Origin of the sequence: Nocardia sp. XZ_19_369, assembly GCF_015355715.1 — a bacterium.
GTDB lineage: Bacteria > Actinomycetota > Actinomycetes > Mycobacteriales > Mycobacteriaceae > Nocardia.
Map to the genome: position 1 here is coordinate 1,045,813 of NZ_JACVED010000002.1, position 26,088 is coordinate 1,071,900.

General features: G+C 66.9%; 26 protein-coding genes. 14 read left to right on the forward strand and 12 right to left on the reverse strand.

Going from position 1 to position 26,088, the window contains the following annotated elements:
* The first annotated feature begins 19 nt into the window (after positions 1-19).
* The 4 genes from IBX18_RS10785 (at position 20) to IBX18_RS10800 (ending at position 5,364) form a co-directional block, all read left to right on the forward strand.
* The gene (locus IBX18_RS10785; RefSeq protein ID WP_194833539.1) at positions 20-1,366 is read left to right on the forward strand and encodes a CoA transferase; all 1,347 of its coding nucleotides are present in this window, start codon (positions 20-22) and stop codon (positions 1,364-1,366) included.
* A gap of 142 nt (positions 1,367-1,508) precedes the next feature.
* A complete protein-coding gene (locus tag IBX18_RS10790) occupies positions 1,509-3,065 on the forward strand; it encodes an MFS transporter (protein WP_306796221.1) in 1,557 nt (518 codons plus the stop codon).
* A 365-nt stretch (positions 3,066-3,430) separates the two neighbouring features.
* On the forward strand, positions 3,431-4,465 hold the full coding sequence (locus IBX18_RS10795) for a nucleoside hydrolase (RefSeq protein WP_194833758.1): 1,035 nt from the start codon (positions 3,431-3,433) through the stop codon (positions 4,463-4,465).
* The gene (locus tag IBX18_RS10800) at positions 4,462-5,364 is read left to right on the forward strand and encodes an amidohydrolase family protein (protein ID WP_194833541.1); all 903 of its coding nucleotides are present in this window, start codon (positions 4,462-4,464) and stop codon (positions 5,362-5,364) included. The genes IBX18_RS10795 and IBX18_RS10800 overlap by 4 nt, the downstream gene beginning before the upstream one ends.
* A 3-nt stretch (positions 5,365-5,367) precedes the next feature.
* Here the strand turns inward: IBX18_RS10800 and IBX18_RS10805 are convergent, their stop codons facing one another.
* Both IBX18_RS10805 and IBX18_RS10810 read right to left on the reverse strand, forming a co-directional pair.
* A complete protein-coding gene (locus IBX18_RS10805) occupies positions 5,368-5,967 on the reverse strand; it encodes a hypothetical protein (protein ID WP_194833542.1) in 600 nt (199 codons plus the stop codon).
* A gap of 154 nt (positions 5,968-6,121) precedes the next feature.
* The gene (locus tag IBX18_RS10810) at positions 6,122-6,763 is read right to left on the reverse strand and encodes an NAD(P)-dependent oxidoreductase (protein WP_194833543.1); all 642 of its coding nucleotides are present in this window, start codon (positions 6,761-6,763) and stop codon (positions 6,122-6,124) included.
* A gap of 122 nt (positions 6,764-6,885) precedes the next feature.
* On the opposite strand from IBX18_RS10810, the gene IBX18_RS10815 reads away from it, so the two are divergent.
* On the forward strand, positions 6,886-7,380 hold the full coding sequence (locus IBX18_RS10815) for a MarR family winged helix-turn-helix transcriptional regulator (RefSeq protein WP_194833544.1): 495 nt from the start codon (positions 6,886-6,888) through the stop codon (positions 7,378-7,380).
* A 132-nt stretch (positions 7,381-7,512) separates the two neighbouring features.
* Here the strand turns inward: IBX18_RS10815 and IBX18_RS10820 are convergent, their stop codons facing one another.
* Positions 7,513-7,977, reverse strand: a complete 465-nt coding sequence (locus tag IBX18_RS10820) for a hypothetical protein (protein ID WP_194833545.1) — start codon at positions 7,975-7,977, stop codon at positions 7,513-7,515.
* Between the two features lie 231 nt (positions 7,978-8,208).
* Complete coding sequence (locus tag IBX18_RS10825) at positions 8,209-8,883, reverse strand: L-2-amino-thiazoline-4-carboxylic acid hydrolase (protein ID WP_194833546.1); 675 nt, start codon at positions 8,881-8,883, stop codon at positions 8,209-8,211.
* A gap of 346 nt (positions 8,884-9,229) precedes the next feature.
* Between IBX18_RS10825 and IBX18_RS10830 the strand changes: the two genes are divergently transcribed.
* Positions 9,230-9,517 (forward strand): type II toxin-antitoxin system Phd/YefM family antitoxin, encoded by a 288-nt coding sequence (locus IBX18_RS10830; RefSeq protein WP_107660439.1) that lies wholly within the window; start codon positions 9,230-9,232, stop codon positions 9,515-9,517.
* An 82-nt stretch (positions 9,518-9,599) separates the two neighbouring features.
* On the forward strand, positions 9,600-10,007 hold the full coding sequence (locus IBX18_RS10835; protein ID WP_306796223.1) for a type II toxin-antitoxin system VapC family toxin: 408 nt from the start codon (positions 9,600-9,602) through the stop codon (positions 10,005-10,007).
* A 6-nt stretch (positions 10,008-10,013) separates the two neighbouring features.
* On the opposite strand, the gene meaB is transcribed toward IBX18_RS10835, so the two are convergent.
* Genes meaB through IBX18_RS10850 form a run of 3 tightly spaced genes read right to left on the reverse strand, consistent with a single transcriptional unit; the run spans position 10,014 to position 15,327 of the window.
* Positions 10,014-11,159, reverse strand: a complete 1,146-nt coding sequence (meaB, locus tag IBX18_RS10840; protein WP_228540641.1) for a methylmalonyl Co-A mutase-associated GTPase MeaB — start codon at positions 11,157-11,159, stop codon at positions 10,014-10,016.
* Complete coding sequence (gene scpA / locus IBX18_RS10845) at positions 11,156-13,450, reverse strand: methylmalonyl-CoA mutase (protein WP_194833547.1); 2,295 nt, start codon at positions 13,448-13,450, stop codon at positions 11,156-11,158. Before scpA ends, meaB begins: the two co-directional genes overlap by 4 nt.
* On the reverse strand, positions 13,450-15,327 hold the full coding sequence (locus tag IBX18_RS10850) for a methylmalonyl-CoA mutase family protein (RefSeq protein ID WP_194833548.1): 1,878 nt from the start codon (positions 15,325-15,327) through the stop codon (positions 13,450-13,452). The genes scpA and IBX18_RS10850 overlap by 1 nt, the downstream gene beginning before the upstream one ends.
* A 181-nt stretch (positions 15,328-15,508) precedes the next feature.
* On the opposite strand from IBX18_RS10850, the gene IBX18_RS10855 reads away from it, so the two are divergent.
* On the forward strand, positions 15,509-16,198 hold the full coding sequence (locus IBX18_RS10855) for a TVP38/TMEM64 family protein (protein WP_194833549.1): 690 nt from the start codon (positions 15,509-15,511) through the stop codon (positions 16,196-16,198).
* A gap of 14 nt (positions 16,199-16,212) precedes the next feature.
* Here IBX18_RS10855 and IBX18_RS10860 read toward each other — a convergent pair whose 3' ends face one another.
* Positions 16,213-17,115: a S1C family serine protease gene (locus tag IBX18_RS10860; RefSeq protein ID WP_194833761.1), complete on the reverse strand. Its 903-nt coding sequence runs from the start codon at positions 17,113-17,115 to the stop codon at positions 16,213-16,215.
* A 139-nt stretch (positions 17,116-17,254) separates the two neighbouring features.
* Positions 17,255-17,542 carry a hypothetical protein gene (locus tag IBX18_RS10865; protein WP_228540822.1) on the reverse strand — a complete coding sequence of 96 codons (288 nt, stop codon included), beginning with the start codon at positions 17,540-17,542 and terminating at the stop codon, positions 17,255-17,257.
* 367 nt (positions 17,543-17,909) lie between these two features.
* Here IBX18_RS10865 and IBX18_RS10870 point away from each other — a divergent pair, with 367 nt between their 5' ends.
* The 5 genes from IBX18_RS10870 to IBX18_RS10890 are packed head-to-tail and all read left to right on the forward strand — an operon-like array spanning position 17,910 to position 23,217.
* A complete protein-coding gene (locus IBX18_RS10870) occupies positions 17,910-18,788 on the forward strand; it encodes a metal-dependent hydrolase (protein WP_194833550.1) in 879 nt (292 codons plus the stop codon).
* 32 nt (positions 18,789-18,820) lie between these two features.
* The gene (locus IBX18_RS10875) at positions 18,821-19,684 is read left to right on the forward strand and encodes a metal-dependent hydrolase (protein ID WP_194833551.1); all 864 of its coding nucleotides are present in this window, start codon (positions 18,821-18,823) and stop codon (positions 19,682-19,684) included.
* Positions 19,681-21,219 carry an NAD(P)/FAD-dependent oxidoreductase gene (locus IBX18_RS10880; protein WP_194833552.1) on the forward strand — a complete coding sequence of 513 codons (1,539 nt, stop codon included), beginning with the start codon at positions 19,681-19,683 and terminating at the stop codon, positions 21,217-21,219. Before IBX18_RS10875 ends, IBX18_RS10880 begins: the two co-directional genes overlap by 4 nt.
* Positions 21,216-22,160 (forward strand): SDR family NAD(P)-dependent oxidoreductase, encoded by a 945-nt coding sequence (locus IBX18_RS10885; RefSeq protein ID WP_194833553.1) that lies wholly within the window; start codon positions 21,216-21,218, stop codon positions 22,158-22,160. The genes IBX18_RS10880 and IBX18_RS10885 overlap by 4 nt, the downstream gene beginning before the upstream one ends.
* A 4-nt stretch (positions 22,161-22,164) precedes the next feature.
* Positions 22,165-23,217: a ferredoxin--NADP reductase gene (locus IBX18_RS10890; RefSeq protein ID WP_194833554.1), complete on the forward strand. Its 1,053-nt coding sequence runs from the start codon at positions 22,165-22,167 to the stop codon at positions 23,215-23,217.
* Between the two features lie 10 nt (positions 23,218-23,227).
* Here the strand turns inward: IBX18_RS10890 and IBX18_RS10895 are convergent, their stop codons facing one another.
* The 3 genes from IBX18_RS10895 to IBX18_RS10905 are packed head-to-tail and all read right to left on the reverse strand — an operon-like array spanning position 23,228 to position 25,139.
* Positions 23,228-23,947: a TetR/AcrR family transcriptional regulator gene (locus IBX18_RS10895; RefSeq protein ID WP_194833555.1), complete on the reverse strand. Its 720-nt coding sequence runs from the start codon at positions 23,945-23,947 to the stop codon at positions 23,228-23,230.
* A 56-nt stretch (positions 23,948-24,003) separates the two neighbouring features.
* Entirely contained in the window at positions 24,004-24,948 is a 945-nt protein-coding gene (locus IBX18_RS10900; protein WP_107656470.1) for a magnesium transporter CorA family protein, read from the reverse strand.
* A gap of 2 nt (positions 24,949-24,950) precedes the next feature.
* Positions 24,951-25,139: a hypothetical protein gene (locus IBX18_RS10905; RefSeq protein ID WP_194833556.1), complete on the reverse strand. Its 189-nt coding sequence runs from the start codon at positions 25,137-25,139 to the stop codon at positions 24,951-24,953.
* Positions 25,140-25,674: 535 nt separating this feature from the next.
* Here IBX18_RS10905 and IBX18_RS43080 point away from each other — a divergent pair.
* On the forward strand, positions 25,675-26,013 hold the full coding sequence (locus IBX18_RS43080; RefSeq protein ID WP_234390940.1) for a metalloregulator ArsR/SmtB family transcription factor: 339 nt from the start codon (positions 25,675-25,677) through the stop codon (positions 26,011-26,013).
* The last annotated feature ends 75 nt before the right edge of the window (positions 26,014-26,088 follow it).

Sequence of the window (26,088 nt, forward strand, 5' to 3'; positions counted from 1 at the left end):
AACTATTACGCTCTTTCGCGTGAACGCGCACACACGGCTGGTCCACGACTACGAAGCCGGAATCGGTGTCACCCCCTCTGCCATTACGCCCGCTCCCGATCCCGGCAGCAATCTGGCTGCGACACTGCCGGTCTGGTCGCTGGCTGCCGGGTCGGTCGCCGCGCTCATCGCCGCGGCGAACCGGATCCGCGTTGTCCGCGGACTCGATCCGGTCGCGCATCGCATCGACCCCGCGCGTATCACCGCCGCCTTCTGTAGCGAACGCTTACTACTGATCAACGGTCGTCCCGCGACCTTGTTCGGTGACCTCTCCGGATTCTTCCCTACCTTCGACGGATGGGTTCGCACCCACGCCAACTACCCGCACCACCGTGATCGCTTGCTCACCGCGCTGGGCCTGCCCACCGATGCGCCCTTCGATCTCGCCGTGGCGCACATGGCGATGAGCCGCGCTGCCGACATCGAGGATCATGCCGCCGCGCACGGGGCGATCGCGGTTCGCGTGCGCACCGAACAGCAGTGGCTGGGCAGCGCCGAAGGGTGGGCGGCCGCCACCGGGCCCGTGGTGGCGATCGAATCGCGCGCCGACCGTGGCGAACCCGGATTGCCGATCGGTGCCGCGCCGTTCCAGCCCTTGCGCGGACTCCGGGTGCTCGACCTGACCCGGGTGATCGCCGGGCCGGTCGCGACGCGGACGCTGGCGCTGCTCGGTGCGGACGTGCTGCGCGTCGATCCGCCGCAGCTGCCAGAAATTCCGTGGCAGTACGCCGACACCTGTCAGGGCAAGCGCTCCACGCTGGTGGATCTGTGGACGCAGCTGCCGTTGATCAGGGACCTGCTGGCCTCGGCCGATGTGCTGGTCACCGGATACCGGCCCGGTTCGCTGGAACGCGCGGGGCTGATCGCCGCCATGCGGCCCGGTCTGGTGCACGGCCGGGTGAGTGCCTGGGGTGAGGTCGGGCCGTGGGGTGGGCGGCGCGGGTTCGACAGTATCGTGCAGGCCGCGTCGGGCATATCGATCGCCGAGGGTGCGCCCGCCGTGCCGAGCGCGCTGCCCGCGCAGGCCCTCGATCATGCCTCCGGATATCTGCTGGCCGCGGGCGTGATCGACGCGCTGGCCGCCCGCGCCACCGACGGCATCGGGCGCGATGTGCGAGTTTCGTTGGCGCGCACCGCTTCCTGGCTGCTCGCCGCGCCGGACCGCACGCCACGTCATCCGCAGGCAGCGCTGCCCGATCCCACCGAGGTGATGTCGCACGGGGAGGTCATCACGGCTACGCCCGCCATTGCCGAGTACCCCGCGTACAACTGGCCGGCCCCGGCCTACGGTGGGGATCGGCCGGCCTGGCCGTTGAAAACCCGGTAGTCACTGCCCGCATGCCACGCACGGTTCGCGTGCGCGAACCGAAAATCGTTTGCGGTTTCTTACCGGTGACCGATGAGATAGACGTGCCGTGTTCGTCTGAACCGGCATGACCCGCTCGGCCACCACGGAAGGAAACCGTCCCGTGGACAGCACCCTCGACCGGACCTCGGACACGGTGCGGCCACGCGCCGGACGGCGGGAGTGGATCGGGCTTGCGGTGCTCGCACTCGCCTGCTTCGTCTACGCCATGGACCTCACGGTGCTCCATCTCGCCGTGCCGATGCTCAGTGCGGATCTGCATCCGACCAGCGCGCAACTGCTGTGGATCATCGACGTGTACGGGTTCATGGTGGCCGGACTGCTGATCACCATGGGCACCCTCGGTGATCGGATCGGACGGCGCCGCATCCTGCTGGCCGGCGCGGCGGCGTTCGCGGTGGTGTCCGTGATCGCGGCGTTCGCCCCCACCGCGGAGCTGCTGATCGTCTGCCGCGCGCTGCTGGGCATCGCGGGTGCGACGCTCGCGCCGTCGACCCTGTCGTTGATATTCAACATGTTCCGCGACAGCAAGCAGCGCTCGGTCGCCGTCGGCGTGTGGGTCGGCGCGTTCTCCGCGGGCGGCGCGGTCGGTCCGCTGTTCGGCGGGGTGCTGCTGGAACAGTTCTGGTGGGGGTCGGTGTTCCTGCTCGCCGTGCCGGTGATGGCGTTGCTGCTGGTGATCGGGCCGAAGGTGCTGCCGGAGTTCCGTGATCCCGAGGCAGGCAAGCTCGATCCGGTCAGTGCGCTGCTCAGCGTGGCCACGATGATCGCGCTGGTGTTCGGCATGAAGAAGATCGCGCAGGACGGGCTCGGTTTCGCCGCGCTGCTGGCATTGGCCGTGGGCACGATCGTCGGCGTGCTGTTCGTGCGCCGCCAGCTGACCAGGCCCGATCCGATGCTCGATCTGCGGCTGTTCCGGCTCGGCGCGTTCCGGCTCGCCTTGCTGATCAATATCGTCGGCATCTTCGTCGCCTTCGGCTACTTCCTGTTCGTCGCCCAGTATTTCCAGCTGGTGCTCGGGCTTTCGGCGCTGGCCACCGGTGTGGCACTCGCACCCTCGGGTATCGCGTTCATCGTCGGTTCGCAGATGTCGCCGCTCATCATCCGGGTGGTTCGGCCCGCGTATGTGATCGGCGTCGGCATGGCGATCACGGCCGTCGGGTTGCTGATGATGACGCGGGTCGGGCTCACCGGCGGCGTCGCGCTCACCGTCGCCGCCTCGGTGATCATCTCGCTCGGTCTCGCGCCGGTGTACGGCATCACCACCGAGCTCATCGTGGGTGCCGCGCCGCCGGAGCAGGCGGGTGCCGCCGCGGGCGTCTCCGAGACGGGCGCGGAACTCGGTGGGGCGCTGGGTATTTCGATTCTGGGCAGTATCAGTATCGCGCTGTATCGCGGCGATCTGGCCGACACGTTGCCCGCGGGGCTGCCTGCCGAGGCGAGTCGGTCGGTGCGCGATACCTTGGGTGCGGCGGTGCAGACGAGTGCTGAGTTGCCCGGGCAGCTCGGTGAGGCGGTGTTGCTCGCGGCGCGAGAGGCGTTCCTGCATGGCATGCAGGTCACCGCTTGGGTTACTGCCGTTGCGGCGGCTGTTATTTCGGTGGTCGCGGTGGTGCGGTTGCGGCATTTGCCCACGGGGGTCGGTGAGGAGCTGCACTGATCGGGGTGCGGGACGGGGCGTTGCTGCAGTCGGCTCTCGCGGGGCTGCCATAATCGGCTCGCACAGAGCGCTGCCGCATCCGCCTCTCACATAGCGCTGCCGCAATCGGCTCTCGTAGAGCGCTGCCACATCCGGCTCGTCGCACGACGTCGGCGCAATGGGCTCGTCGCGCGGCACTGCCACATTCGGATCATCGCGGGGGTGCCGCATCGGGCCCGTCGCGGGGTATCGCCACATTGCGCTCATCGCGGAGTGCCGCGGTCGGCTCGTCGCGGCGGGCAGGGCGGTGAACGGGGTCCAGCCCGCCGGGGCGGGGCGGGGCAGAACGGCAGCGTTAGTCTCGTGGGGTGCGGCAGAAGATCATCATGGATGTTGATACCGGGGTCGACGATTCCCTTGCGCTGCTCTACCTGCTTGCCTCGCCCGAAGCTGAGATCGTCGGGATCGCCTCGACCGCGGGGAACGTGCCCGCGCCGCAGGTGGCCGCCAACAATCTCGCCTGGCTGGATGTGTGCCGTGCGCCCGAGATCGAGGTGACGCTCGGCGCTGTCGAGCCGTTGGCGGTTCCGCTGCGCACCACCGAGGACACGCATGGTCCGCAGGGTGTGGGTTATGCCGAGTTGCCGGCGTCGGACCGGGTGCTTTCGTCGCGGTCCGCCGCTCAGATGTGGGTTGATCTGGTGCGCGCGCATCCCGGCGAGATCGTCGGGTTGTGTACCGGGCCGCTGACCAATCTCGCGTTGGCCGTCCGGTTGGAGCCCGCGTTGCCGACTCTCCTGCGCCGACTCGTGATCATGGGCGGTGCGTTCAACCACCCCGGTAACACCACGCCCACCAACGAATGGAACGTGCACGTCGATCCGGAGGCGGCGAAGGAGGTTTTCGACGCCTTCTCCGCCGCGCCGCCGGACCGTAAACCGATCGTCTGCGCGCTCGACATCACCGAGACCATCGAGATGCGGCCGAAGCATCTGTCGCTGCTCGCCGAGCGGGCGGGCAGCCTTCCCATAGAAGCGGTTTCGGAGGCCGATCTGTCCGACGCACGATCGGTGGCGAGCAATCCGATCATCCGGCATGTCACGGACGCGGTGCGGTTCTATTTCGACTTCCACCGGCTCTACGACCTGGGTTACCTCGCACACATGCATGATCCGTTCGCGGCGGCGGTCGCGTTGGATCCCGCCCTCGCCGTCACCCGACCGGCGACGGTCGACGTCGAGCTCGCGGGGACGCTGACCCGCGCGACCACGGTGGCCGACTGGGCGGGCATGTGGGGTCGAGAACCCAACGCGGACATTGTGATCGGCACCGATCAGGAGTTGTTCTTCGACCGGCTGATCAGCCGGATCGGCGACTTCGCGCGGGTGCTGTACCCGCACGAGGCGGGAGCACCCGAATGACAGGAGAAGCCGTGACCGGCGATCAAGACGACAACACCTACCTCGCCGACTTCCGCCACCGGCTCGGCCTCCCCGGAATCATCGACGTGCACACACATTTCATGCCGGAACCGGTGATGCGGAAGGTATGGGCCTACTTCGACTCGGCCGGTCCACTCACCGCCCGCGCCTGGCCGATCGCCTACCGAGCCGACGAAGAAGTCCGGCTGAAGACGTTGCGCGGCTTCGGTGTTCGCGCCTTCAGCGCCCTCGTCTACCCGCACAAGCCCGAGATGGCAGCCTGGCTGAACGAGTGGACCGCCGAGTTCGCCGAGCGCACCCCCGACTGCCTGCACACCTCGACCTTCTATCCCGAGCCGAGCGCCGAAACCTATGTGGCGGAGGCGATCCGACGCGGCGCCCAGCTGTTCAAAGTGCACATCCAGGTCGGCCGCTTCGACCCCCGCGACCCACTGCTCGACCCCGTCTGGGCGCTGATCCAGGATACGAGCATTCCGGTGGTGATCCATTGCGGGTCCGGGCCGGTGGCAGGCGAATTCACGGGCCCGAAACCCATCGCCGCGCTCCTACGCCGTTTCCCGCGCCTACCTTTGATCGTCGCGCACATGGGTGCCCCCGAGTACACCGAATTCCTCGACTTGGCCGACGAATATCCAGACCTCCGCTTCGACACCACCATGACCTTCACCGACTTCTTCGAAGAGGCCGACCCCTTCCCCACCCACGAATGCACCCGGCTGCTCGCTTTCGGCGACCGAATCCTGTTCGGCAGCGACTTCCCCAACATCCCCTACACCTATGACCACGCCATCGACGCGCTGGTTCGCCTCGACCTCGGCGACGACTGGCTACGCCGAGTCTGCTACCAGAACGCCGCCGACCTGTTCGGTATCGAGTAGCGGTCAGGACGTCGGACGGGGCGGACTGCCGGGAGATGGCGTCTGCGGCGGCGCGCTCGGGCTCGGCGGGGGCGAAGTCCTCGATGGCACAGGGGTTTTCGACGGAGCTGTTCCGGTTGCTCCCGATGGCGTGAACGGAATTTCGCGCGCGATCGCATCCTTCATCCGATTGCGCACCTCGTCCCGATTCTCGGGCGGCCGGTTCACCTTGGCACGCGGAGAGCCGTTGCCCGTGACGGGGATATCTCCAGCCACCGGAATCAACGTGTACCAGTCCTCATCTTTGCTGAACCGCGCCGCGATCAGATACGACTGGCCCAGCACGAGCAGTTCGTCCCCAGATTCGACGACAACAGTCCTGTCTTTGCGGCCACCCCGCTGATTGACGGTGACCCTTCCCGCAGCGTCGCCCTTCAACCGCTCACTGACCTCGATCGAGAACTGCGACTCCAGCTGTCCCCGCCGTTCGGTAGATCCGATCGACTCGACAACCTGGCCGAAAAAGATGTCGGTAGCCGCCCCGGTGACCGCTGCCGGATTGTTGCGATCGATGACACTGCTCGAGTTGAGATAAGAGGTGACAGGCGGTGCCGTGCTCGGCACGATCGATGGTCCCTCTACCGGCGAGCACCCCACCACCGCTGACATCAACAGCAACGCAGACGCTGGTCGTGCGATCCGATTCTCGCGCATGTCACCCATCGTTGCGGTACCGGCCGACGCGTGTCTCGTCCGATATCGAATCCGTTGTGATTTTCTAGGTTGCGGCGACGGTGAATCGAGTGCGCCGGTGGGTGGGGTTTTCGGCTTCATCCAGCAGGGCGACGGCGAAATCCTCCATGGAGATCGTTGATTCGCCATCGGGTCGAACGAGGAGTTCGTTCGTGCCTGACTGGTAGGTGCCGGTGCGGGGGCCGGGGCGTAGGTCGGCGGGGGGGCTCAGATAGGTCCAGTCTGTGGTGGTTTCGGCTCGGCAGAGGGCGAGTTGGTCGGCGCAGGCTTGGGCTATGGGGCGCAATTCTGCTGGGAAGTCGGGGGTTTCGTGCAGTGTGACGCCGTTCGTGCCGGGGACGAGCAGGGTTGATGCGCCGCCGACGAGGAGCAGGCGGACTTCGGTGTGGGCCAGGGCTTTCAGTAGTACGGCGGTGATTTCGGGGAGCTCGTGTTCTCGGCCTGCGGGTGGGCGGGTGGCGGTGATTACGAGATCCCGTCCGAGACTGAGGGATACGACGTCGTCTAGGTCGGCGGCGTCACCGATGCGGACCTCGGCGGCGGCGGGTACGGCGGCGGCGCGGGCTGGGTCGCGGATGACGGCGAGGACCTCGTGTCCGCGGGCCAAGGCCTCGGCCACCACTCGACTGCCAACGTCACCTGTCGCGCCGAATACCGTGATGCGCATGATTCGTCCTCCTGTCGGACCCGAGCCCGTTTCGATTGCTTAGCACTAAGTAACTTAGCTTAGCGCTGAGTAATTCCCGCGTCGAGATACCTCAGCGCTGAGGTATTCGCTAGAGTGCGGTGGTGACCGATCACGTCGACCAGGTGCTTGCGCAATGGCGGGAACAGCGGCCCGACCTGGACGTATCCCCGATGGCCGTGCTCGGGCGGCTGTCCAGGCTGACGCAGCTCACCGGTGTCGAGCTGCGCAAGACCTTCACCGCGCACGGGCTCGACGCGGCGTCCTTCGACGTGCTCGCCACCCTGCGGCGCAGCGATCCACCGCACTCGCTGACCCCGACGGAGTTGATGCACTCAGCCATGGTGACCTCCGGTGCCATCACGCAGCGACTCGATCGGCTCGAGGAGCGGGGGCTCGTGCGGCGAACTCCCAACGAGTCCGACGGCCGCGGGGTCCGCGTCTTTCTTACCGACGCAGGGCACGACCTCATCGACGAAGCGCTACCCGATCACGTCGCCACCGAGGAGCGCATCCTCGGTCCGCTCAGCTCGAAGCAGCGCGCTGCGCTCGCGGATACGTTGCGCGTACTGCTCGAATCACTGGGCGACACAATCTGATCGGCGCACGGGACCACAGGTGATTCCGCCGCACGTGAACGTCGGGCCGACCTTCGTCGCAATTGGTGTCCGACCACCCGCGTTTCCCCGCGCGCGAACTCCGGGCAGACCTTCGCGGCAATCGGCGGCAGGTCAAGCGGCAGGCAACGCGGCGACCAATGCGCGGATGTAGTTGACGCGCTGTTCGGTGTCGAAGACCTGGGCGCGATCGGTGATCTTGACCTGGGTCGCGTAGTAGAAATCCGGTCCTTGCACGCTGACCTGGACGAACCCCTGGATCTTCTCCTCCTTGACGGCCAGGAACACCAGCCCGAGCAGACAGAAGATCATGAGCAGCACCGCGAGCACGATCGCGTACGAAGGGATGCGGCGGTCGACGGTGGTCTGATTGGTGACAATCCAGACGGTACCCGCCAACGGACGCTGCCCGGACGGTGTCATCACCCGGGTCGCCGTGCATCCGATATCGCCGACGGTCACCAGAACCGGCTCCGGAGTGAACGGTTCACGCTGTGGCGGAGGTGGCTCCGGCCCCGAAACCCATTGCGGCCGACCCATTTCGGGTTCGGGCGTGCGATCGATCGCATCATCGGACATCGCCCTGCACCTCCCTGCCCGCGAAGGGGACGATCCCCCCGCATCACGTCGGCCGGCGAGTCCTCGTTGCCGCGTCGTCGCCAGCTGAGGAACCTTCCACGTTACTACTCGTCAATGCCACTCGACAACTAGTAGACGGTCAGCAAATATGCCTTCCGGTCGAGGACTATGCAGGTAGAGCGGATGGCAGAGGCGGCCAACAACCCGCCGCCTCCGCCGTCCAGCGACCGATCAGCGCTCGGTGCGCTCCCAATGGAACGGGCAGTGCGTGCCGCCGAATCCGATGGTGGTGGCGCGGTCGAAACGGAATCCGTGCTTCGCCGGGTCGATGGCACGGATCCAGTTCGCGTCGAACTCACACATCACCGGCGTCAGCTCCGACGCCGAATGCGCAACCAGCACATCATGATAGAAGCACTGGACGACGTCCACGTGATACCGCTGATGGTCGTCCGCAGGTCGCTCGAAGGTGAATCCCGCGCCGAACGCGTGTTCCTCGCGCGACTTCGACACCGCGACCATGGCGGCGAACGGGTCGTCGGCGGAATCGAGCATCGACCGGGTCGCTTCCTGAACGGCGTCGCCGAGCGGTTCGACGAACGCACTGCGCAGCGCAGCAATGGTGGCGTCGCGGCCGAGCCGAGGGCGCAAGGCCCGGTAGGCGACCACCAGGGCCAGGGTCATCCGCAGGTTGTAGCGCGCGGGCTCGTCCACGCATCGATGCGCGTCGGCGGCTTCCAACTCCGCGAGTTCCCCGCGCATATCGGCGATCAGGTCCTCGGGCAGGTCCGCATCTGGCAACCCCGCTGCGAGGTGGTCGGAAAACGCTTCGACGACGGCCGCCGAATCGCGTGCCGCATCGGGCACGTAATCGTTGTCGGCAAGGTCGAAGGGGTCGGTGTGCATACTGCGTCCTTTCGAGACATCGCCGGTCTCGAACACAGCACAACCACAAGGCAGGGGTCGGCCGTGCCCGTCACCGACGAGCACGCCAACGCGCTCCACCGACCTACCTGGCGCTGACGATATTCTTGGATAGTCCCGCGGCTGCGAGACATCCGCAGCATCCCACGCGCGGCAATTCTTGTCCAATTCCCCTGGTACCGAACCCTTTTCGCGGTCGGCAGGCCCGCTCGGTCAGCAGTCGCACTGTAGACCCCCGACGGCCGCATCCCAAGGGTCGACATACCCGATCCGGTCTGTCTAGACTGTCCAGGCGGGGACACTTCAGCCAGACCAGGAGGCAGAGACGGTGCAATGGCAAGTTCAGGAGGCCAAGCAACGATTCTCCGAGGTATTGCGCGCGGCGGAATCGGACGGGCCACAGACCATCACCCGCCACGGTGACGCGGTGGCGGTAGTCCTCGATATCAACGAGTACCGCAAGCTGACCCGACCGGACATCAGCTTCGTCGACCATCTCCTGGTGACGTTCTCGGGTCTCGGCGACGACGTAGCCGACGTACTCGACGAAGTCGAGAGCGCGCGACAGCACAGCATGCCGCGCGACGTCGACCTGTTCGACGATGCGGCCGGGTAGTCGTGCGGGAGCGCCAGCGAGCGAACCGAAAACACAGCGCGCCGGAGCGCACGACGGAGCCGAGCGCTAGCGAGGCGGAGTCGTGAGTTACCTCCTCGACACCAACGTGCTGTCCGAAATCATGCGCCCGAAGCCCGCACCTGCGGTTCTCGACTGGTTGAGCAAGGCCCGCCTGGCCGACCAGTGGCTCAGCGTCGTCACCGTCGGTGAGCTGCGCCGAGGCGTCGCGTTTCTGCGCCATCGGGGCGGGACAGCGCGGGCGCAGCTCTTCGAGCAGGCGATCGCCGATATCGAGACCCGGCACGGCGATCGGATCTTGCCCGTCACCACCGAGATCGTCCGGGCGTGGGCCCGCATCAGCATTCATTCGATCGACATGGCGGACGGGCTCATCGCGGCCACCGCACTGACGCATGGACTAGCCGTGGTCACCCGCAATGTGAATCACTTCGAGGAGACGGGAGCGGCCGTGATCAACCCGTTCGGGTGAAGCGGGTCAGCGGCTGTCGAAGGCGCGCAGGAGTTCTTCGGCCGCTAGTGCGGCGGTGAGGGTTCCGTCGCGGACCTGCTTCTCCACCTGTGCGCGAATGGCTTTCACCTCGGGATTGTCGGCGAGACGGCGCAGCAGCTGATCGTGCACCATGGTCCACGTCCAGTCGATCTGCTGGCGGCGGCGCTTCTCGTCGAATTCGCCTGCGTCGGTAAGGACCCGGCGATGTTCGAGGACGGTGTCCCAGAACTTGTCCAGCCCGATGCCTTCCAGGCCGCTCATGGTGAGCACCGGCGGACGCCACAGCGCGTCGTGCGGGTGGATCAGCCGGAGCGCGCCGGCGAGTTCGCGGGCAGCGGACTTGGCTTCCATCTCGTGCTTGCCGTCGGCCTTGTTCACCGCGACCAGATCGGCCAGCTCCAGCACACCTTTCTTGATGCCCTGCAACTGATCACCGGTCCGGGCCAACGTCAGAAAGCAGAACACGTCGACCATATTGGCGACCGTCACCTCGGACTGACCGACCCCGACCGTCTCCACCAGGATCACGTCGTACCCGGCGGCCTCGAGCAACACGATGGTCTCCCGGGTCGCCTTGGCCACACCACCGAGGGTGCCCGCGGTCGGCGACGGCCGGATATAGGCGTTGCGCTCCACCGACAGTCGCGCCATCCGCGTCTTGTCACCCAGGATCGAACCACCGGTCCGCGTGGACGACGGATCGACCGCAAGCACCGCGACCCGATGCCCCTTGCCGATCAGATCCATCCCGAGCGCATCGATGAACGTCGACTTGCCGACCCCCGGGACACCGGTGATGCCAACACGATTCGACACCACCGCCGTCTCGGAGCTGTGCTTGTCGGGCGTCAACTTCAGCAACAACTGCTGCGCCTGATCCCGGTGATCGGCGCGCGTCGACTCCGCCAGCGTGATCGCCCGCGCCAGCGCGGCCCGCTCCCCCGCCCGCACCGCCTCGGCCATCGCGTCGATGTCGATCGCCCGACCGCGTCGAGCGGACCCAGTACCCTCCGCCCGCGAGCCCGGCTCGAGAGCGGCCGACCCACCCGATGCCGGCCCCTGACCCGCACCGGACGAGTCGGACCGAAGGCCGCCGTCGACCGAGGTAACCGCGGGATCCCGCTCGCTCATTCGGCCGCGGCGGAATCCTCGGCGCCGCTGCCGCTTTCGGGAGACAACTCCGGGTGGCCGAGCTCGGTGGCGAGCTTCTTCAGCAGATCGATCGCGGCGTCGGCGATGACGGTGCCCGGCGGGAAGATCGCCGCGGCGCCGGCTTCGTAGAGCGCGTCGAAGTCACCGGGCGGGATGACGCCGCCGACGATGACCATGATGTCGGGTCGCCCCGCCTCGGCCAGCGCCTGCCGCAGGGCAGGCACCAGCGTGAGGTGGCCCGCCGCGAGCGAGGACACACCGACAACGTGCACGTCGTTGTCGGCGGCCTGCTGCGCCACCTCTTCCGGGGTCTGGAACAGCGGGCCCACGTCCACGTCGAAGCCGAGGTCGGCGAAGGCGGTGGCGATCACCTTCTGGCCGCGGTCGTGCCCGTCCTGCCCCATCTTCGCGACGAGGATGCGCGGGCGACGACCTTCCGCCTCGGCGAATGCCTCGACGAGATCGCTCGCCTTGGTGATGTTGCTGACCTTCCCGGCCTCGTCGCGGTACACACCGGAGAGCGTACGGATCTCGGCCTGATGCCTGCCGTATACCTTCTCCAGCGCGTCGGAGATCTCACCGACGGTGGCCTTGGCGCGCGCGGCATCGATGGCGAGGGCGAGTAGGTTGTTCGCCATGCCGCCCTCGGAAGAGGCTGCGGCACGGGTCAATTCGGCGAGTGCGCGTACGACCGCGCCGGCGTCCCGATCGGCGCGCAGCTGCCGCAGCTTCTCGATCTGCTCGGCGCGCACCCGGGAGTTCTCGACCTTGAGCACCTCGACCTGCTGGTCCTCTTCGGCCTGATACTTGTTGACGCCGATCACCGGCTGCTGCCCGGTGTCGATCCGCGCCTGGGTGCGCGCGGCGGCCTCCTCGATGCGCAGCTTCGGGATGCCCTCACCGATCGCCTGCGCCATGCCGCCGTGCGCTTCCACCTCGGCGATGTGCGCGCGGGCCCGGTTGGCCAGCTGGTGGGTCAGCCACTCGACGTAGTACGAACCGCCCCACGGGTCGACCGGCCGGGTGGTGTTGGACTCCTGCTGGATCAGCAGCTGGGTGTTGCGGGCGATGCGGGCGGAGAAGTCCGTCGGCAGCGCGAGCGCCTCGTCCAGGGCATTCGTGTGCAGCGACTGGGTGTGCCCCTGGGTCGCCGCCATCGCCTCGATGCAGGTGCGTGCGACGTTGTTGTAGGCGTCCTGCGCGGTCAACGACCAGCCGGAGGTCTGCGAATGGGTGCGCAGCGACAGCGATTTCGAGCTCTTCGGCTCGAACTTCGCGACCAGCTCGCTCCACAGCAGCCGCCCGGCGCGCAGCTTGGCGACCTCCATGAAGAAGTTCATGCCGATGGCCCAGAAGAACGACAGCCGCGGCGCGAACTTGTCCACCTCCATGCCCGCGTCGATACCGGCCCGGATGTACTCGACGCCGTCGGCGAGGGTGTAGGCCAGTTCCAGGTCGGCGGTCGCGCCCGCTTCCTGAATGTGGTAGCCGGAGATGGAGATCGAGTTGAACTTCGGCATCTTGGCGCTGGTGTACGCGAAGATGTCGGAGATGATCCGCATCGAGGGCTTCGGCGGGTAGATGTAGGTGTTGCGGACCATGAACTCCTTCAGAATGTCGTTCTGAATGGTTCCGGCCAGCTGCTCCGGTGCGACGCCCTGCTCTTCTGCCGCAACGACATACAGCGCGAGGATCGGCAGCACCGCGCCGTTCATCGTCATCGACACGCTGACCTGGTCGAGCGGGATATGGTCGAACAGCTGGCGCATGTCGAGGATGGAGTCGATGGCCACGCCGGCCATGCCGACGTCACCCTGCACGCGCGGATGATCGGAGTCGTAGCCACGGTGCGTGGCGAGGTCGAAGGCGACCGAGAGACCCTTCTGCCCGGCCTGCAGGTTGCGGCGGTAGAAGGCATTCGAGTCCGCGGCGGTGGAGAAGCCCGCGTACTGCCGGATAGTCCACGGCTGGTTGACGTACATCGTCGGGTACGGACCGCGCACGAACGGTGCGACGCCGGGCACGCTGTCGAGCGGATAGCCCTCGGCCGCAACGGCATCCCGGTCGGCCTTGGTGAACACCGGTGGCACGTCGATGCCTTCGGGGGTCGACCACTTCAGCTGCTCCGGCGCGTAGTGGTTGGCCGCGGCCGCCTCGCCCACGAAAGCCTCGACCTGCGCGGCGTCCACGGCGGCGGGCTCGGGTGCCCGTTCGGTCAGCGGCACCTCGGCGAAATTGCCTATCAGGTGCTTGATCTCGCGAGTAGTCATCAGGCTCCCACCTTCTCCAACAGGCCGGACAGCGCGGCGACCGCATCGATCTTCGCCGCGAGGAATCCGTCCGGACGCTGCGCGTCATCCAGCTCGGCGATCGCCTTCGCGGCACCCGCCAGCAACACCGTTTCCACGCCCGCCGCACGTAACTGCTGCACTGCCGCACCGGCTTCCGCGCCGTAGCGCTTGTCCGAACCACACAGCACCGCGATCGGCGCACCGGCTTCGGTTGCCGCCGCGGCGATTCCGTCCACCGTCAATGGTCCGGGATTGACGGACTCGATACCACCGGAGGCGAGCAGATTCGCGATAAAGGTCACTCGCACGTTGTGCTCGGCGACCGAACCCAGCGGCACGAGCAGCGCTTTCGGCCGCGTGCCGTGCTCGGCCAGATAGGCGTCGGACCGGTTGCGCAGCGCCTCGAACGTGGCACCGTAGCGAGCCACCTGATCGGCCTGACGCGCCGCCTCGGACAGCGGCGGTTCGGCCAGGTTCGGGAATTCGTTCACCCCGGTGACCGACGTCTTCCGGTGGGCCACATCGGTATCCCGGGCCGCCTTGGTGGCGGCGATGCGCTCGGCGATGAGCCCGCTGTCCAGTGCGGCGAGATAACCGCCCGCGGCCTCGATCTCCTGCATGAACTCCCACGCCTTCGCGGCGAGCGCGCCGGTCAGGTCCTCGACATACCAGGAGCCGGCACCGGGATCCTGCACGAAGCCCAGGTGCGATTCCTCGAGCAGCAGCAGCTGGGTGTTGCGAGCCATCCGGTCCGCGAAGGATTTCGAGACGCCGAGCTCACCGGCGGGCAGCGCGGCGTCGAACGGCAGCACGGTTACCGTGTCCGCGCCGCCGACCCCGGCGCCGAACGCCGCGAGGGTGGTGCGCAGCAGGTTCACCCACGGGTCGCGCTGGGTCATCATGGCCGCTGAGGTCACCGCGTGCTGCGGTGCGCCACCGAAATCCGGTGCGCCGCACACGTGCGCGACACGGGCCCAGAGTTGGCGAGCGGCACGGAATTTGGCGATCGTGGCGAACTGGTCGTCGGTGGCGGCGAAGCGGAAGTTCAACTGCTCCAGCGCATCCGCGATATCCAGGCCCTCGGTGAGGGCGCGCAGGTAGGCCAGTCCGGCGGCGACGGCGGCGCCGAGCTCTTGGGCGTCGGAGGCGCCCGCGTTGTGGAAGACGGTGCCGTCCACGGTGATCGCGCGGACCGTCTCGGCGCGCGCTACCGCGGCCCCCGCCAAGGTCACCGTCTCTGCAAGCCCGATGTCGGCGATTCCGGCGAACCGGCTGGTGAGCGGCGCAGCACCGAGCGAAACGTGAATGTCCTTGCGCGAGGCCGTGTCATAGCTGTCGAGCGCGGTGTACAGCTGCGCCGCCGCCTCGACCGTGGCGGTGCCCGCGTCGAGGGTCACCGGCGCGAGGTCGAACAGCAGCCCGGCGAGCGCGGCGGGCAGCTCGGCCGCCGGAACACCCCGGTCGCCGACGCCGAGCCAGACAGCGCTGATCCCGCTGCCCAGACCGGCCAGGATCTCCCGATTGACCGCAGCCGCATCGCCGCCGCCGAAATGCGCGCTGACGTACCAGCCGCGGTGGACGTCGCGGGTGGCGTCACCACCGCGGACGAACGGATAGGTGCCGGGCAGTGGCTGCTCGGGCAGCTCGTCCTTGCGGGTGTACAGCGGGGCGATGGTCAGCCCGTCGTAGGTGGTTTCCGCGAGCAGATGCTCTGGTTCCGCAGGCAGGTCGGCAATATCGACCCGGCGGACCTTGGCCAGCACCCCGGCCACGCCCTTGCGCCACGCGGCGAACTGCGGAACCGGATCCGCGCCCGTGGGCGCCGCATCCGGCCCGGGCTCTGAAGCAATCGGCATAGCTTGCTTTCCTCTTCCACTCGACTGCAGGCGCACCCGTGGTGTGTGCCGAAACCGCCGCATTCGCCCAGTTCAGCGACTACTTTGGTTAACGAGCATTCGTCCCGTTTCTTCTGATGCTAGCGGGACCGCTGCGACACGTTGTCCCCCAGTACCACTACCACCCGGTAACCTGGCCCCGGTGACCAGGCTGATCCGTGACCCGCGCGTGCTCGCGACGATCGTCGGCGTCGCCGCGTTGTTCGTCGCCGCGCTGCTGGTCCCGCTGCCGAGTCCCCAGCAGATCCAGGACTGGGCGGGCTCGGTCGGCCCGATCTTTCCGTTGGTGTTCTTCGCGGTGCACGCGCTGGTGACGGTCGCGCCGATCCCGCGCACCGTGTTCACCGTGAGCGCCGGGCTGCTGTTCGGTCCGGTGCTCGGCATCGCGCTGGCCGTCGGCGCGACCACTGTCAGTGCCGCGCTCGCCGTCCTGCTCGTGCGCGCCCTGGACCGCGAACAGGTGGCCTCGCGCCTCACCCACCCGGCCGTGCGCGCCGTCGACGATCGGCTGCGGCGGCGCGGCTGGCTCGCGGTCGGCTCGCTGCGCCTGATCGCCTTCGTGCCGTTCTCGGTGCTCAACTACTGCTGCGGACTGTCGTCGATCCGCTTCTGGCCGTACATGGTTGCCACGCTGCTCGGTGTGCTGCCCGGCACCGTCGGCACCGTCATCCTCGGCGACGCGCTCACCGGCAACACCCACCCGGCCCTGATCGTGTTCTCCGGTGTGCTGATCGCCATCGGCGTAGTCGGGTTGGTTGTCGACGCGCGCTGGAACAACGGCGAGAGTGTCGTACCGGCCGAGGAACCCACACCGGCCGCGGTCGCCAAGTAGCCTGGCCGGTCGGTTCAGTCGACGGTCAACTCGATCGGGACGGCGACCACGTCGACCATGGCACCGTTGCGCAGCACGGTGACCGGCAGTTTGACACCGATCGCCTCGGCGAACAGCTGGCGTTGAATGCCCTGTGCGTCACGGACTTCGGCGCGACCGACGCTGAGGACCAGATCGCCGCGGCGCAGGCCCGCCTGCTCGGCCGGACCGCCGCGGACCACCTCCATGATGCGGACACCGGCGCTCTGCCCGGTGCGGGCGGCGACGGCAGCGGGTAGCGGCGCGGGCATGCCGACCAGGCCCAGGTAAGCGCGGCGCACTCGCCCGTCGGCGTGCAGGGTATCGATGATGCGCCGAGTGGTCGCGTTGATCGGAATCGCCAGGCCCAGACCGATTCCCGCGACGGCGGTATTGATGCCGACCACCCGGCCCGCCGAATCCGACAACGCGCCACCGGAATTGCCGGGATTGAGGGCCGCGTCGGTTTGGATCACGTCTTCGATGACCCGCCCTGCACGGCGCGAGGCCACCGGAACGGCGCGGCCCAGCGCGCTCACCACCCCCGCGGTGACCGAACCGGCGAGTCCGAGCGGACTGCCGACGGCCACCACCAGCTGGCCAACGACGAGCTCGTCCGCGTCGCCCAGCGTCACTGCCGCGGGCGCGCCGTTGCGAGAATGCAGGACGGCCAAGTCGGAGAGCGGATCGATGCCGACGACCTCGAACTTGGCTTCTACTCCGTCGGCGAACACCACCTCGCCGCCGCTGGCCGACCCGATGACGTGCGCATTGGTCAGCATGAAGCCGTCTTCGGTGAACACCACCGCCGACCCGCTACCCCGCCGGGTGCGCACGCTGGCCACGTGCGGCGTGACCGACGCGGCAACCCTGATCACCGTGCGCGAATAGGCATCCATCGCGGCGTCATCGTCCACGTCGACCACCACCCCTGCTTACACGTCTACACCAACCCCTCCAGCATGCCCGGACTCAGCGCGGGGCGCACTGTGTTCACCAGAGCCCCAACCAAATCGACCAGGCGAACCGGGGTGTCGGTCAGGCGGCGGGGCTCATGGTGGCGCCTTCGAAGAACTCCGCTTCGGTCATGCCGAGCCGGGTGGTGACCAGCTCGAGGGCGAGGCGAAGCACCTCCGGCGCGGTCGGCGCGACGACCTGTGACTGCTCGAGTCGCGTGGTCCCGCATTCGACGCGTACCCGGCAGCGCCAACCGGTGCGGTCGGGATACGGCTGGGGTCGTCCGATCGCGACGTACACCGGCACACCGTCGTGCAGGAACTCGTTCGTGGCCAGCAGGTCGTCGGCCGGCGTGATCATCACAGCCATATCAGCCACGACCGATCACAAGCAATGTTGCAGCTACAAGTCGGTTCCTCATCGGATGCTCCCGGTAATACTCAACAGGCAGGGCACTTACGACTATCCGTTCGCGATGAATCTAGCTCGACCGCCGACACTCCGCAACATTTGAGCAAACATTCAGTCACGGCGGTTGAACCCCACACCTCGGCGACGGCGGCGGCGACCGTCGGCCGACCAATTCGGACCAGCATTACCAGACACGCCAGGCCAACAGGCACAACAGAATTGCGTCTACCCGCGGCATCCGAAACACCTATTGCCTCATCCGTCTGAGACGGTATCGTACTAGTAGTACCGCATACTGACGGTACCGAGCTCAATGAGGTGCGAGATGACCGAGCAGAGTGTGCGAACCAAGGAACGCGCGGGCAGCGGATATCCGAGAGCGAGGCGAATCAGATTCCGCTTCGGCGAGCCGGTGCCCATGTCGAAGTACTACGCCGGCGGCGACATGGTGTTCAGCCATTTCATCGCCGGGCTGTCCGCGGGATTCCCGCCGGGCGAGGAGTCGTTCATCCGCTCGGTGCGCCGATTCGCCGACGAGATCACCGATCCGGTGCTCAAGAAGCGAGTCGCCGGGTTCATCGGCCAGGAGGCGATGCACGGCCAGGAACACCGGCGGCTCAACGAGAAGCTGATCGAGATGGGCTACCCCATCGAGTGGCTGGACGCACCGGCGGCCGTCGAACGGCAGAAGCGCCTCGAACAGCGCATCCCCGCACGGTTACACCTGGCTGCTACCGCGGCGGCCGAGCACTACACGGCGGTGCTGGCCGAACGGGTGCTGTCCAGTCCGGAGATCCAGGCCCTCGCCGGCGACGACGAAGTCCGAAACCTCTTGAACTGGCATGCTTTCGAGGAGCTGGAGCACAAGTCGGTGGCCTTCGACGTGTACCGCGCGGTCGGCGGCACGGAGACGATGCGCATCCTCACCATGGCGACGCTGGTGGCGCTCACCCTCCCCCTCACAGCCGTCGGCCTGAGCGTGTCGCTGGGCCGGGATCCGGACGCGCGACGTTATCCGTTGAACCTGGCCAGAGAAGCTTTCACGCTGTTCCGCGGGCCGGTCTTCCGTGGCATCGGCCGCGAGCTGGTGCTGTATCTGCGGCCCGGCTTCCATCCCGACGACATCGATTCGCGAGAGTTGTTGCAGCGCTGGCAGAAAGAACTCTTCGGCACCGACGGCACCCTCGTCGGCCACCTCAAGTAGCCCCACCGAACCCCGAATCAATGGAGATTCCCATGACTTCCAGCGTGCAGCACACCGGCGCGGGCAGCTACCCGAAGGTGCGGCGGATGAAATTCCGCTTCGGCCAGCCGGAACCGATGACCAAGTACTACGCGGGCGACGACATCGTGCTCAGCCATCTGGTCGCACTGCTCTCGGCCGTCTTTCCGCCCGGCGAGGAATCGTTCATCCGCTCGGTGCGCCGATTCGCCGACCAGATCACCGATCCGGTGCTCAAGAAACGAGTCGCCGCCTTCATCGGCCAGGAGGCGGTGCACGGCCAGCAGCACGGAAAGCTGAACGAGCAACTGTTCGCGCTCGGCTATCCCCTGCAACAGGTGGTGAGCCGACAGCACCGACTCGTCCAACAGGCCGAGCGGCTGGCACCGCCCGCCGCGCACCTCGCCATCACGGCCGCCGCCGAGCACTACACCGCCGTGCTGGCGGCGCGGGTGCTCTCCAGCAGCGAAATCCAGGCCCTCGCAGGCGATCCCGAGGTGCGTAACCTGCTCAACTGGCACGCCCTCGAAGAGCTGGAACACAAGTCGGTGGCCTTCGACGTCTATCGCGCGGTCGACGGACCGGAGTGGCTGCGGATCGCCGTCATGTCGGTGCTGTACGCCTTCACGATTCCGGTGGTCGGGCTGGGCGTGCTCGCCTCGATCGCGGCCGATCCCGCCGCATGGCGGCCGGTCACCGTCGCCCGGCAGTCCTACCGGCTGGCGCGCGGTCCGATCGTGCGCGGTCTGCTCAGCGAGATCCAGGTGTATCTGAAGCCGGGCTTCCACCCGGACGATGTGGACACCGCCGCCCTGCTACGGCAGTGGCAGACCGAATTGTTCGGCGCCCGAGGCGCGCTCGTGGATCGCGTCCGATGAGCGCGGCGCTGCCCGACTTCGAGGTGATCGTGGTCGGGGCGGGGTTCGGCGGCATCGGTGCTGCCATCGCCCTGCAACGCAAAGGTATTCACGACTTCGTCATCGTGGACAAGTGGGACCGGGTCGGCGGAACCTGGCATGCCAACACCTATCCCGGTGTCGCCGTGGATATCCCGTCGTTCATCTACAGCTTCTCCTATGAGCAGCGCGGCGACTGGTCGCGAATCTTCGCGCCGGGCACCGAGTTGCGCGACTACGCCGAGAGCATGGTCGACAAGTACGGGCTCCGGCCGAAGCTGCGGCTTAACACCACGATCGTCTCTGCGGTGTTCGACGCGGAGGACAGCGTCTGGTTGCTCGGCACCGACGGCGGCCGCACGCTCACCGCCCGCTACGTCGTGATGGCGATCGGCGGACTGGAACGCCCGAAGATGCCCGACATTCCGGGCCTGCACGACTTCGGCGGCACCCTGATGCACACGGCGCTGTGGGACGACGATGTCGCGCTGACCGGCAAGCGGGTCGCGGTGATCGGCACCGGCGCGACCGCGCTGCAACTGGTGCCCGCGATCGTCGACGAAGTGGCGCACCTGAGCGTCTTCCAGCGGACACCGATTTGGGTGTTCCCGAAAACCGATGCGGCGGTGGGCTGGATCGGGCGCGCGGTGCTCGAACGCCCATGGGTCCGTTCCGGTATCCGCCTGGTCGGCACCGTCGCCACCGAAATCGGCATGGGCGGCATGGTGGCCGGCCCGACCTGGCTGTCCGACGCGGGTCGGCGGCTGGCGGAGATTCCGGCGCGGCGGTGGATGCGCGCCCAGGTGCACGATCCGGTCCTGCGCGAGAAGCTGATTCCGGCCTACGGGCTCGGCTGCAAGCGGCCGTCGATGTCGAACGACTACCTCTCGACGTTCAATCGACCGGATGTCAGCCTGGTCACCGAGCCGATCGGGTTCGTCGGCGAGCGCGGGATCACCACCGAGGACGGGGTAGAGCACCCGGTCGACGTGCTGATCTGCGCCACGGGATTCAAACTGTGGGAAAAAGATTCGATACCGCCCTTCCCGGTGACCGGCCGCGACGGCCTCGATCTTGGCGAATTCTGGGACCGGCATCGATTCCAGGCGTACCAAGGTGTTTCGGTGCCCGGGTTCCCGAATATGTTCACCATCACCGGACCCTACGGTTTCGTGCTCGGCTCCTACATCTGGATGATCGAGGCCACCGCCGCACACCTGAGCCGGGCCATCGCCGAAACCAAGCGCCGCGGCGCCACCGAGTGCGAGATCAGCAGACAGGCGCACGACAAGTACTTCGCCCAATGCCTACGCCGCCAGCAGAAGAACTTCCTGTTCACCGACGCCTGCACCGGATCGAACACCTACTACATCAACAGCCACGGGGATTCGCCCTTCCGGCCGTCCACGCATGGCGAGATGTACTGGCAGAACCGGCATTTCGATCTCGACGACTACCACTATCGGAATACCGTTCCCGCACCGCGGACCGGCGCGATCCTCGAGGAATCCGTATGAAACTCACCAACATCGAGCCGAACCTGGTGGTGGTGACCGGTGCGGGCAGCGGCATCGGCCGGGCCATCGCCCTCCGATTCGCCAGGGCGGGCGCGCATGTCGTGGTCTCCGACCTCGACCTGGATTCGGCCCTGGCGACCGAGGCGATGATCCACGCACGCGGCCGCCGGGCCTCCGCCGCCCGTCTCGACGTCACCGATCCGGCCGCGTGGGAAGCGTTCGCCCGGGACGTGCTCGCCGACCACGGTGTGCCGGATGTCCTGGTGAACAATGCGGGCATGCTGGTCAGCGGCGCGTTCGTGGACCTCTCGCCTGCGGATTGGGATCGCCAGCTCAGTGTGAACCTGCTCGGCGTGGTGCACGGCTGCCGCGTCTTCGGGCAGCAGATGATCGACAACCGTAAGCGCGGGCACATCGTGAATATCGCGTCGGCGGCCGCGTTCACGCCGACGCCGGTGATGTCGGCGTATTCGGTGTCCAAGGCCGGGGTGAAGATGCTCACCGAGTGTCTGCGACTCGAGTTCGGGCCCAAGGGCATCGGGGTCAGCGCGATCTGTCCCGGCGTGATCAACACCAATATCGGCGAGCACGCCGTCACCGTGGGAGTGGATCAAGACCTCATCGAGCGCGGCAAGGAACTGACGCGGCGGGTACAGGACGCGGCCGCGAAACTGCCGTTCTCGCCGCTGAGTCCGGATCTGGTCGCGCGGGCAGCGCAACGGGCGGTGCGCTATGACCTCGCGGTCGTACCGGTACGGGCCGAGGCGTGGCTGGGGTACTTCATGCTGCGCATCGCGCCGGGGGTGAACAGGCGTTTGACGCAACCGCTGGATGTGCAACGGCTCGAACGGATCGGGCGGCGCGTGCTCCGGCTGATCGATCCGGTCGCGGCAACGCCGGCAGCCCAGCCGCTTTCACCGCCGCTCGAGGTGTCGAGATAGCACGATGAACGCGGACAACGGCGTGCGCGGACATGTTTTGAAGGTCGGTGCGGTCGTCGAGGAGACGGCCGATGCCCGCACCCTGTTCTTCGAGGTACCCGACGAGCTGAGCGAACGCTTCCGCTACCGACCCGGTCAGTTCCTCACGTTGCGGGTGCCCAGCGAGCGCACCGGCTCGGTGGCGCGGTGCTACTCGTTGTGCAGCAGCCCGCACTGTGACGACCGGATCGCGGTGACCGTCAAGCGGATCGCGGGCGGCTATGCCTCGAACCTGCTCTGCGACAACGTCGCCGTGGGTGATCTGATCACGGTGCTGGAACCGTCCGGTTCGTTCGGACCGCGTGATCTGGATGCCGATGTGCTGCTATGCGCGGCGGGCAGCGGCATCACACCGGTGATGTCGATCATCAAGTCCATGCTGGTCGGCGGTAGCGGGAATATTGTTGTGCTGTATGCCAATCGGGATCGGCAGTCGGTGATCTTCGCTGACGCGCTCGACGAGTTGGCGAGCCGCTACCCCGGTCGTTTACGCGTATTGCACTGGCTGGAATCGGAGCGCGGGCTGCCGACCGCAGAGGTGGTCGCCGCACTCGTACAAGCACATTCGGATCGTGACTGGTTTCGTTGCGGGCCCGCCGGATTCATGACTGTCGTCGGCGCAGCGGCCGAGGCGTTGCACGTACCGGCGACTCGTATACACACCGAGGAGTACCGATCACTACAGTCGAATCCGTTCGATGAACCTCGCCGCGCCTGCGAAACACCACCAGCCGCAACAGATGTAGCCATTGCCGAAGTGGAGATCGATGGCGCAACCCACATCCTGAACTGGCCCAAGCAGACTCCCCTGCTGGATGTGCTGCTGAACAACGGGATCGACGCGCCCTACGTCTGTCGCGAATCCGCCTGCGGCACCTGCGTCTGCTCGGTGCAGCAAGGCCGCACCCGAATGCGGCAATGCGAGGCACTCATCGATGACGAGATCGCGCTCGGCCTCACCCTCGCCTGCCAAACCCTGCCGGAGTCACCCCGGGTACACATCGCCTTCGACCAATAGCCGGGGCGATTCACTCCGGCTGGAACGCGAGATGAGCCGGTTTATCCACGTCGATCGACAGATTATTGAGTTCGGCGACACCGTCGAGCATGCCGCGGGCGATGGTGCTCACGTGCTCGGTGAACCGCTCGGTCGACATCACCTCTGTCCTGGCCCGATTCGCGCCGAGCCACCAGTCGGTCGCCGAGCCCACCGCGCCGAAGATGGCGTAAGCGGTGAGCTCCAGACTGCCGGTATCGACGTCCTGCCCAGCCAGCCGTTCCTCGATCAGCTGCGCCGCCACCAGTGCCGAGCGCTGGGCCACCTCGATGGCGCGTTCCGGCTGCTCGGCCTGCTGCGCCATCCGGCTGTGCACCAGGAACCGGAACACATCGGGCTGTTCCTCCACCACCGCGACATACTCGGCGATCGCGGTGCGCAGCAATTCGGCCACCGAATCGGTGGTCAGGCTGATCTTCGCGAGCACGCGCTCCCACAGCAAGCTCTGCACCCGCTCGAGAATCGCCAGATACAGATCCGACTTGTCCGCGAAATGCCGGTACAGCTTGGGCTTGGCACAACCCGCCGCCCGCGCGATGTCATCCATACTCACGTCGGGCCCGTGCTCGGCCAGCGCGCGGAACGCGGCATCCACGAACTCCCCGCGCACCTGCTCCCGATGCGCACGCCACCGTTCGGTCCTGGCATCCAGGCGCGGCGCGGCGGGCGAGCTACTACCGGCGGCCGTCATGCCAGTCATGATATTGAATGCCGAGCTCGGCCACGCCGCACGGGCCGGTTCCACCGTCAGCGCAGCCAGCCCTTTCTTTTGATGTAGGCGAGCGGGATCACCGCGGCCACCAGGGTCATGCAGGTGGTGGCGACGAAGCCGTGTTGCCACTCCAGTTCGGGCATCCAGGTGAAATTCATGCCGTAGAACGTGGCGATGAGGGTGGGCGGCAGGAAGACCGCGGTGATGATGGTGAACACCTTGACGATCTGATTCTGTTTGACGTCGAGCCAGGTCATCACCGACTGCTGCAGGTAGCGGACCTTGTCGTGCTCGAAGCCCGCGTGCTGTTTCACCCCGTCGATGTCGGCGATCAGGATGGCGAGCAGGCTCTCCAGTTCGGCGCTGTGCACGGTGCTGTCGGCCATCAGATGCCGTGCGGCACGGGCCAATTGGAGTTGCGTCTCCTGGGTGCGCGAGACGATCTCCTCGGCCGCGTTCATCCGCGACATGGTGCCGCGCATGTCGGCCACGCCGATCTCGCGGCCGCGCTGGTCGTAACCGTTGGTGGCCATCTCGATCTCGTCGTTCATCGCCTCCAGCGCGTCGCTGGCGTAGTAGATGACCCGCTCGGACGCCTCGTTCAGCGCCCAGAGCAGCGCGTACATCACGCCGTGCGCGGAGCCGGTGAGGGCGGGGTTGCGGCGCATCTTGGCGATCGCCTTGTCGAACGGGACGAAGTGCTCGTCCGGTTGCAGCGTCACCAGGAATTCGGAACCGAGTGCGAAGACGATCGTTTCGCGTTCGATGGCGTCGCCGCGCTTGTAGTTGGCGACGACCGGCAGGTACAGAAAATTGTCGGTCTCCCAGACCCGGTTCCGCGCGGCGGCGAAGTCGACGCCGAGCCGCTCGCGCAGGACCGCGGCGGTGTCGGTGTCGCCCGCCGCCAGCGGAATCCAATGTTGTTGCAGGACTTCGGTGTCGAACCGGTCGGCGGGCACGGCGCTACTGAGGGCAGGCATCACTACCGACCGTACGATGACTGGGCGGGTGAACCCGACGAGGAACCGACGGGCCCCTGCGGATGGGCGTAGTGCATGGTCAGCAGTCCCGCGCTGATCAGCAGGTAGAGGCCGATGGTGAACCAGATCGACTGCCGCTCCAAATTCGGTGCGCGGTGCGATGTTTCGGCCTTCTTGAACATGATCGCCATGGCGGAACTCCCCTACTTCGTTGCGTCTGGTACTGGCAGTGCCCGCCTACCTCGCGGGTCGAATGTCCGTGCGCGGGTGGATCGAACCGCGCCCGGATGCCGGCGCGCGGCCTTGCACATGCGCGCCGGTAAGCGCCCTGTGCGACCTCCCGCGCTCGCACTTTGCCACGCTGTATCCGGTAGACAAGTGCTCCGTCGGGGACGGTCGCGCCGACTGGACAGGCTGACGCCGTATGCGCCGACCCGTCGGGTCGAAAAGATCGAGAAATGGTGCCGCGTCAGGCGACCGGCCGCTCAGCACGGCCACGGATCGCGCGGGCAGATCAACGACGAACCGGCACAACCCGTTTCGTTAGGGAGAACCGGCCAGAGACGTCGATACTGTCAACCGGCATCAGCCGCTCACCCCGCTTCGTTGGTTGTTCATTTACGCGGACTCGCGCACTCATTATTAGAAACCCGCTGCCCCACATCCGTCAATCAGTTGCGCAAGTATTCCACTCCGTGCCACGCTACCGACAGGTTGGAGGCGGACGTGACCGAGCACGGCGAGCCGGGTCCCATCCCGGCGGCTCAACTACATGACGCGGCAGCGGTTTTCGGCATGCTCGCGGCCACCGCCCGGCTGCAGATTCTCTGGTTGCTCAGTCAAGGCGAACGCGATGTCGGCACGCTGGCCACCGAGATCGGCCAAACCGTGCCCGCGGTGAGTCAGCATCTCGCCAAACTCAAACTGACCGGTCTGGTGCGTATGCGCAAAGAGGGCCGGCGCAATGTCTATACGATCGCCGATCCCGGCATCGCCGATATCGTCCGACTCGCCTTCCGGCACCACCGGCTGCACGGCGGCCGATTGCCCGATGGAGTCGACTGAGACCAAGATCGCCGCTGCTCAGGTCGCATATCTACAGACCGGTCGGTACCGTGACCTGGTCCGACCCCTGTGATG

Bases quoted from the DNA above. Each gene is read 5' to 3' on its own strand.
- IBX18_RS10870 (WP_194833550.1), top strand. From the start codon at position 17,910: ATGACCGAGCAGAGTGTGCGAACCAAGGAACGCGCGGGCAGCGGATAT.
- IBX18_RS10900 (WP_107656470.1), bottom strand. From the start codon at position 24,948: ATGCCTGCCCTCAGTAGCGCCGTGCCCGCCGACCGGTTCGACACCGAA.
- IBX18_RS10820 (WP_194833545.1), bottom strand. From the start codon at position 7,977: ATGTCCGATGATGCGATCGATCGCACGCCCGAACCCGAAATGGGTCGG.
- IBX18_RS10860 (WP_194833761.1), bottom strand. From the start codon at position 17,115: ATGGATGCCTATTCGCGCACGGTGATCAGGGTTGCCGCGTCGGTCACG.
- IBX18_RS10895 (WP_194833555.1), bottom strand. From the start codon at position 23,947: ATGACGGCCGCCGGTAGTAGCTCGCCCGCCGCGCCGCGCCTGGATGCC.
- IBX18_RS10890 (WP_194833554.1), top strand. From the start codon at position 22,165: ATGAACGCGGACAACGGCGTGCGCGGACATGTTTTGAAGGTCGGTGCG.
- IBX18_RS10865 (WP_228540822.1), bottom strand. From the start codon at position 17,542: ATGGCTGTGATGATCACGCCGGCCGACGACCTGCTGGCCACGAACGAG.
- IBX18_RS10850 (WP_194833548.1), bottom strand. From the start codon at position 15,327: ATGCCGATTGCTTCAGAGCCCGGGCCGGATGCGGCGCCCACGGGCGCG.
- meaB (WP_228540641.1), bottom strand. From the start codon at position 11,159: ATGAGCGAGCGGGATCCCGCGGTTACCTCGGTCGACGGCGGCCTTCGG.
- IBX18_RS10825 (WP_194833546.1), bottom strand. From the start codon at position 8,883: ATGCACACCGACCCCTTCGACCTTGCCGACAACGATTACGTGCCCGAT.
- IBX18_RS10795 (WP_194833758.1), top strand. From the start codon at position 3,431: ATGGATGTTGATACCGGGGTCGACGATTCCCTTGCGCTGCTCTACCTG.
- scpA (WP_194833547.1), bottom strand. From the start codon at position 13,450: ATGACTACTCGCGAGATCAAGCACCTGATAGGCAATTTCGCCGAGGTG.
- IBX18_RS10810 (WP_194833543.1), bottom strand. From the start codon at position 6,763: ATGCGCATCACGGTATTCGGCGCGACAGGTGACGTTGGCAGTCGAGTG.
- IBX18_RS10875 (WP_194833551.1), top strand. From the start codon at position 18,821: ATGACTTCCAGCGTGCAGCACACCGGCGCGGGCAGCTACCCGAAGGTG.
- IBX18_RS10905 (WP_194833556.1), bottom strand. From the start codon at position 25,139: ATGGCGATCATGTTCAAGAAGGCCGAAACATCGCACCGCGCACCGAAT.
- IBX18_RS10880 (WP_194833552.1), top strand. From the start codon at position 19,681: ATGAGCGCGGCGCTGCCCGACTTCGAGGTGATCGTGGTCGGGGCGGGG.
- IBX18_RS10885 (WP_194833553.1), top strand. From the start codon at position 21,216: ATGAAACTCACCAACATCGAGCCGAACCTGGTGGTGGTGACCGGTGCG.
- IBX18_RS10800 (WP_194833541.1), top strand. From the start codon at position 4,462: ATGACAGGAGAAGCCGTGACCGGCGATCAAGACGACAACACCTACCTC.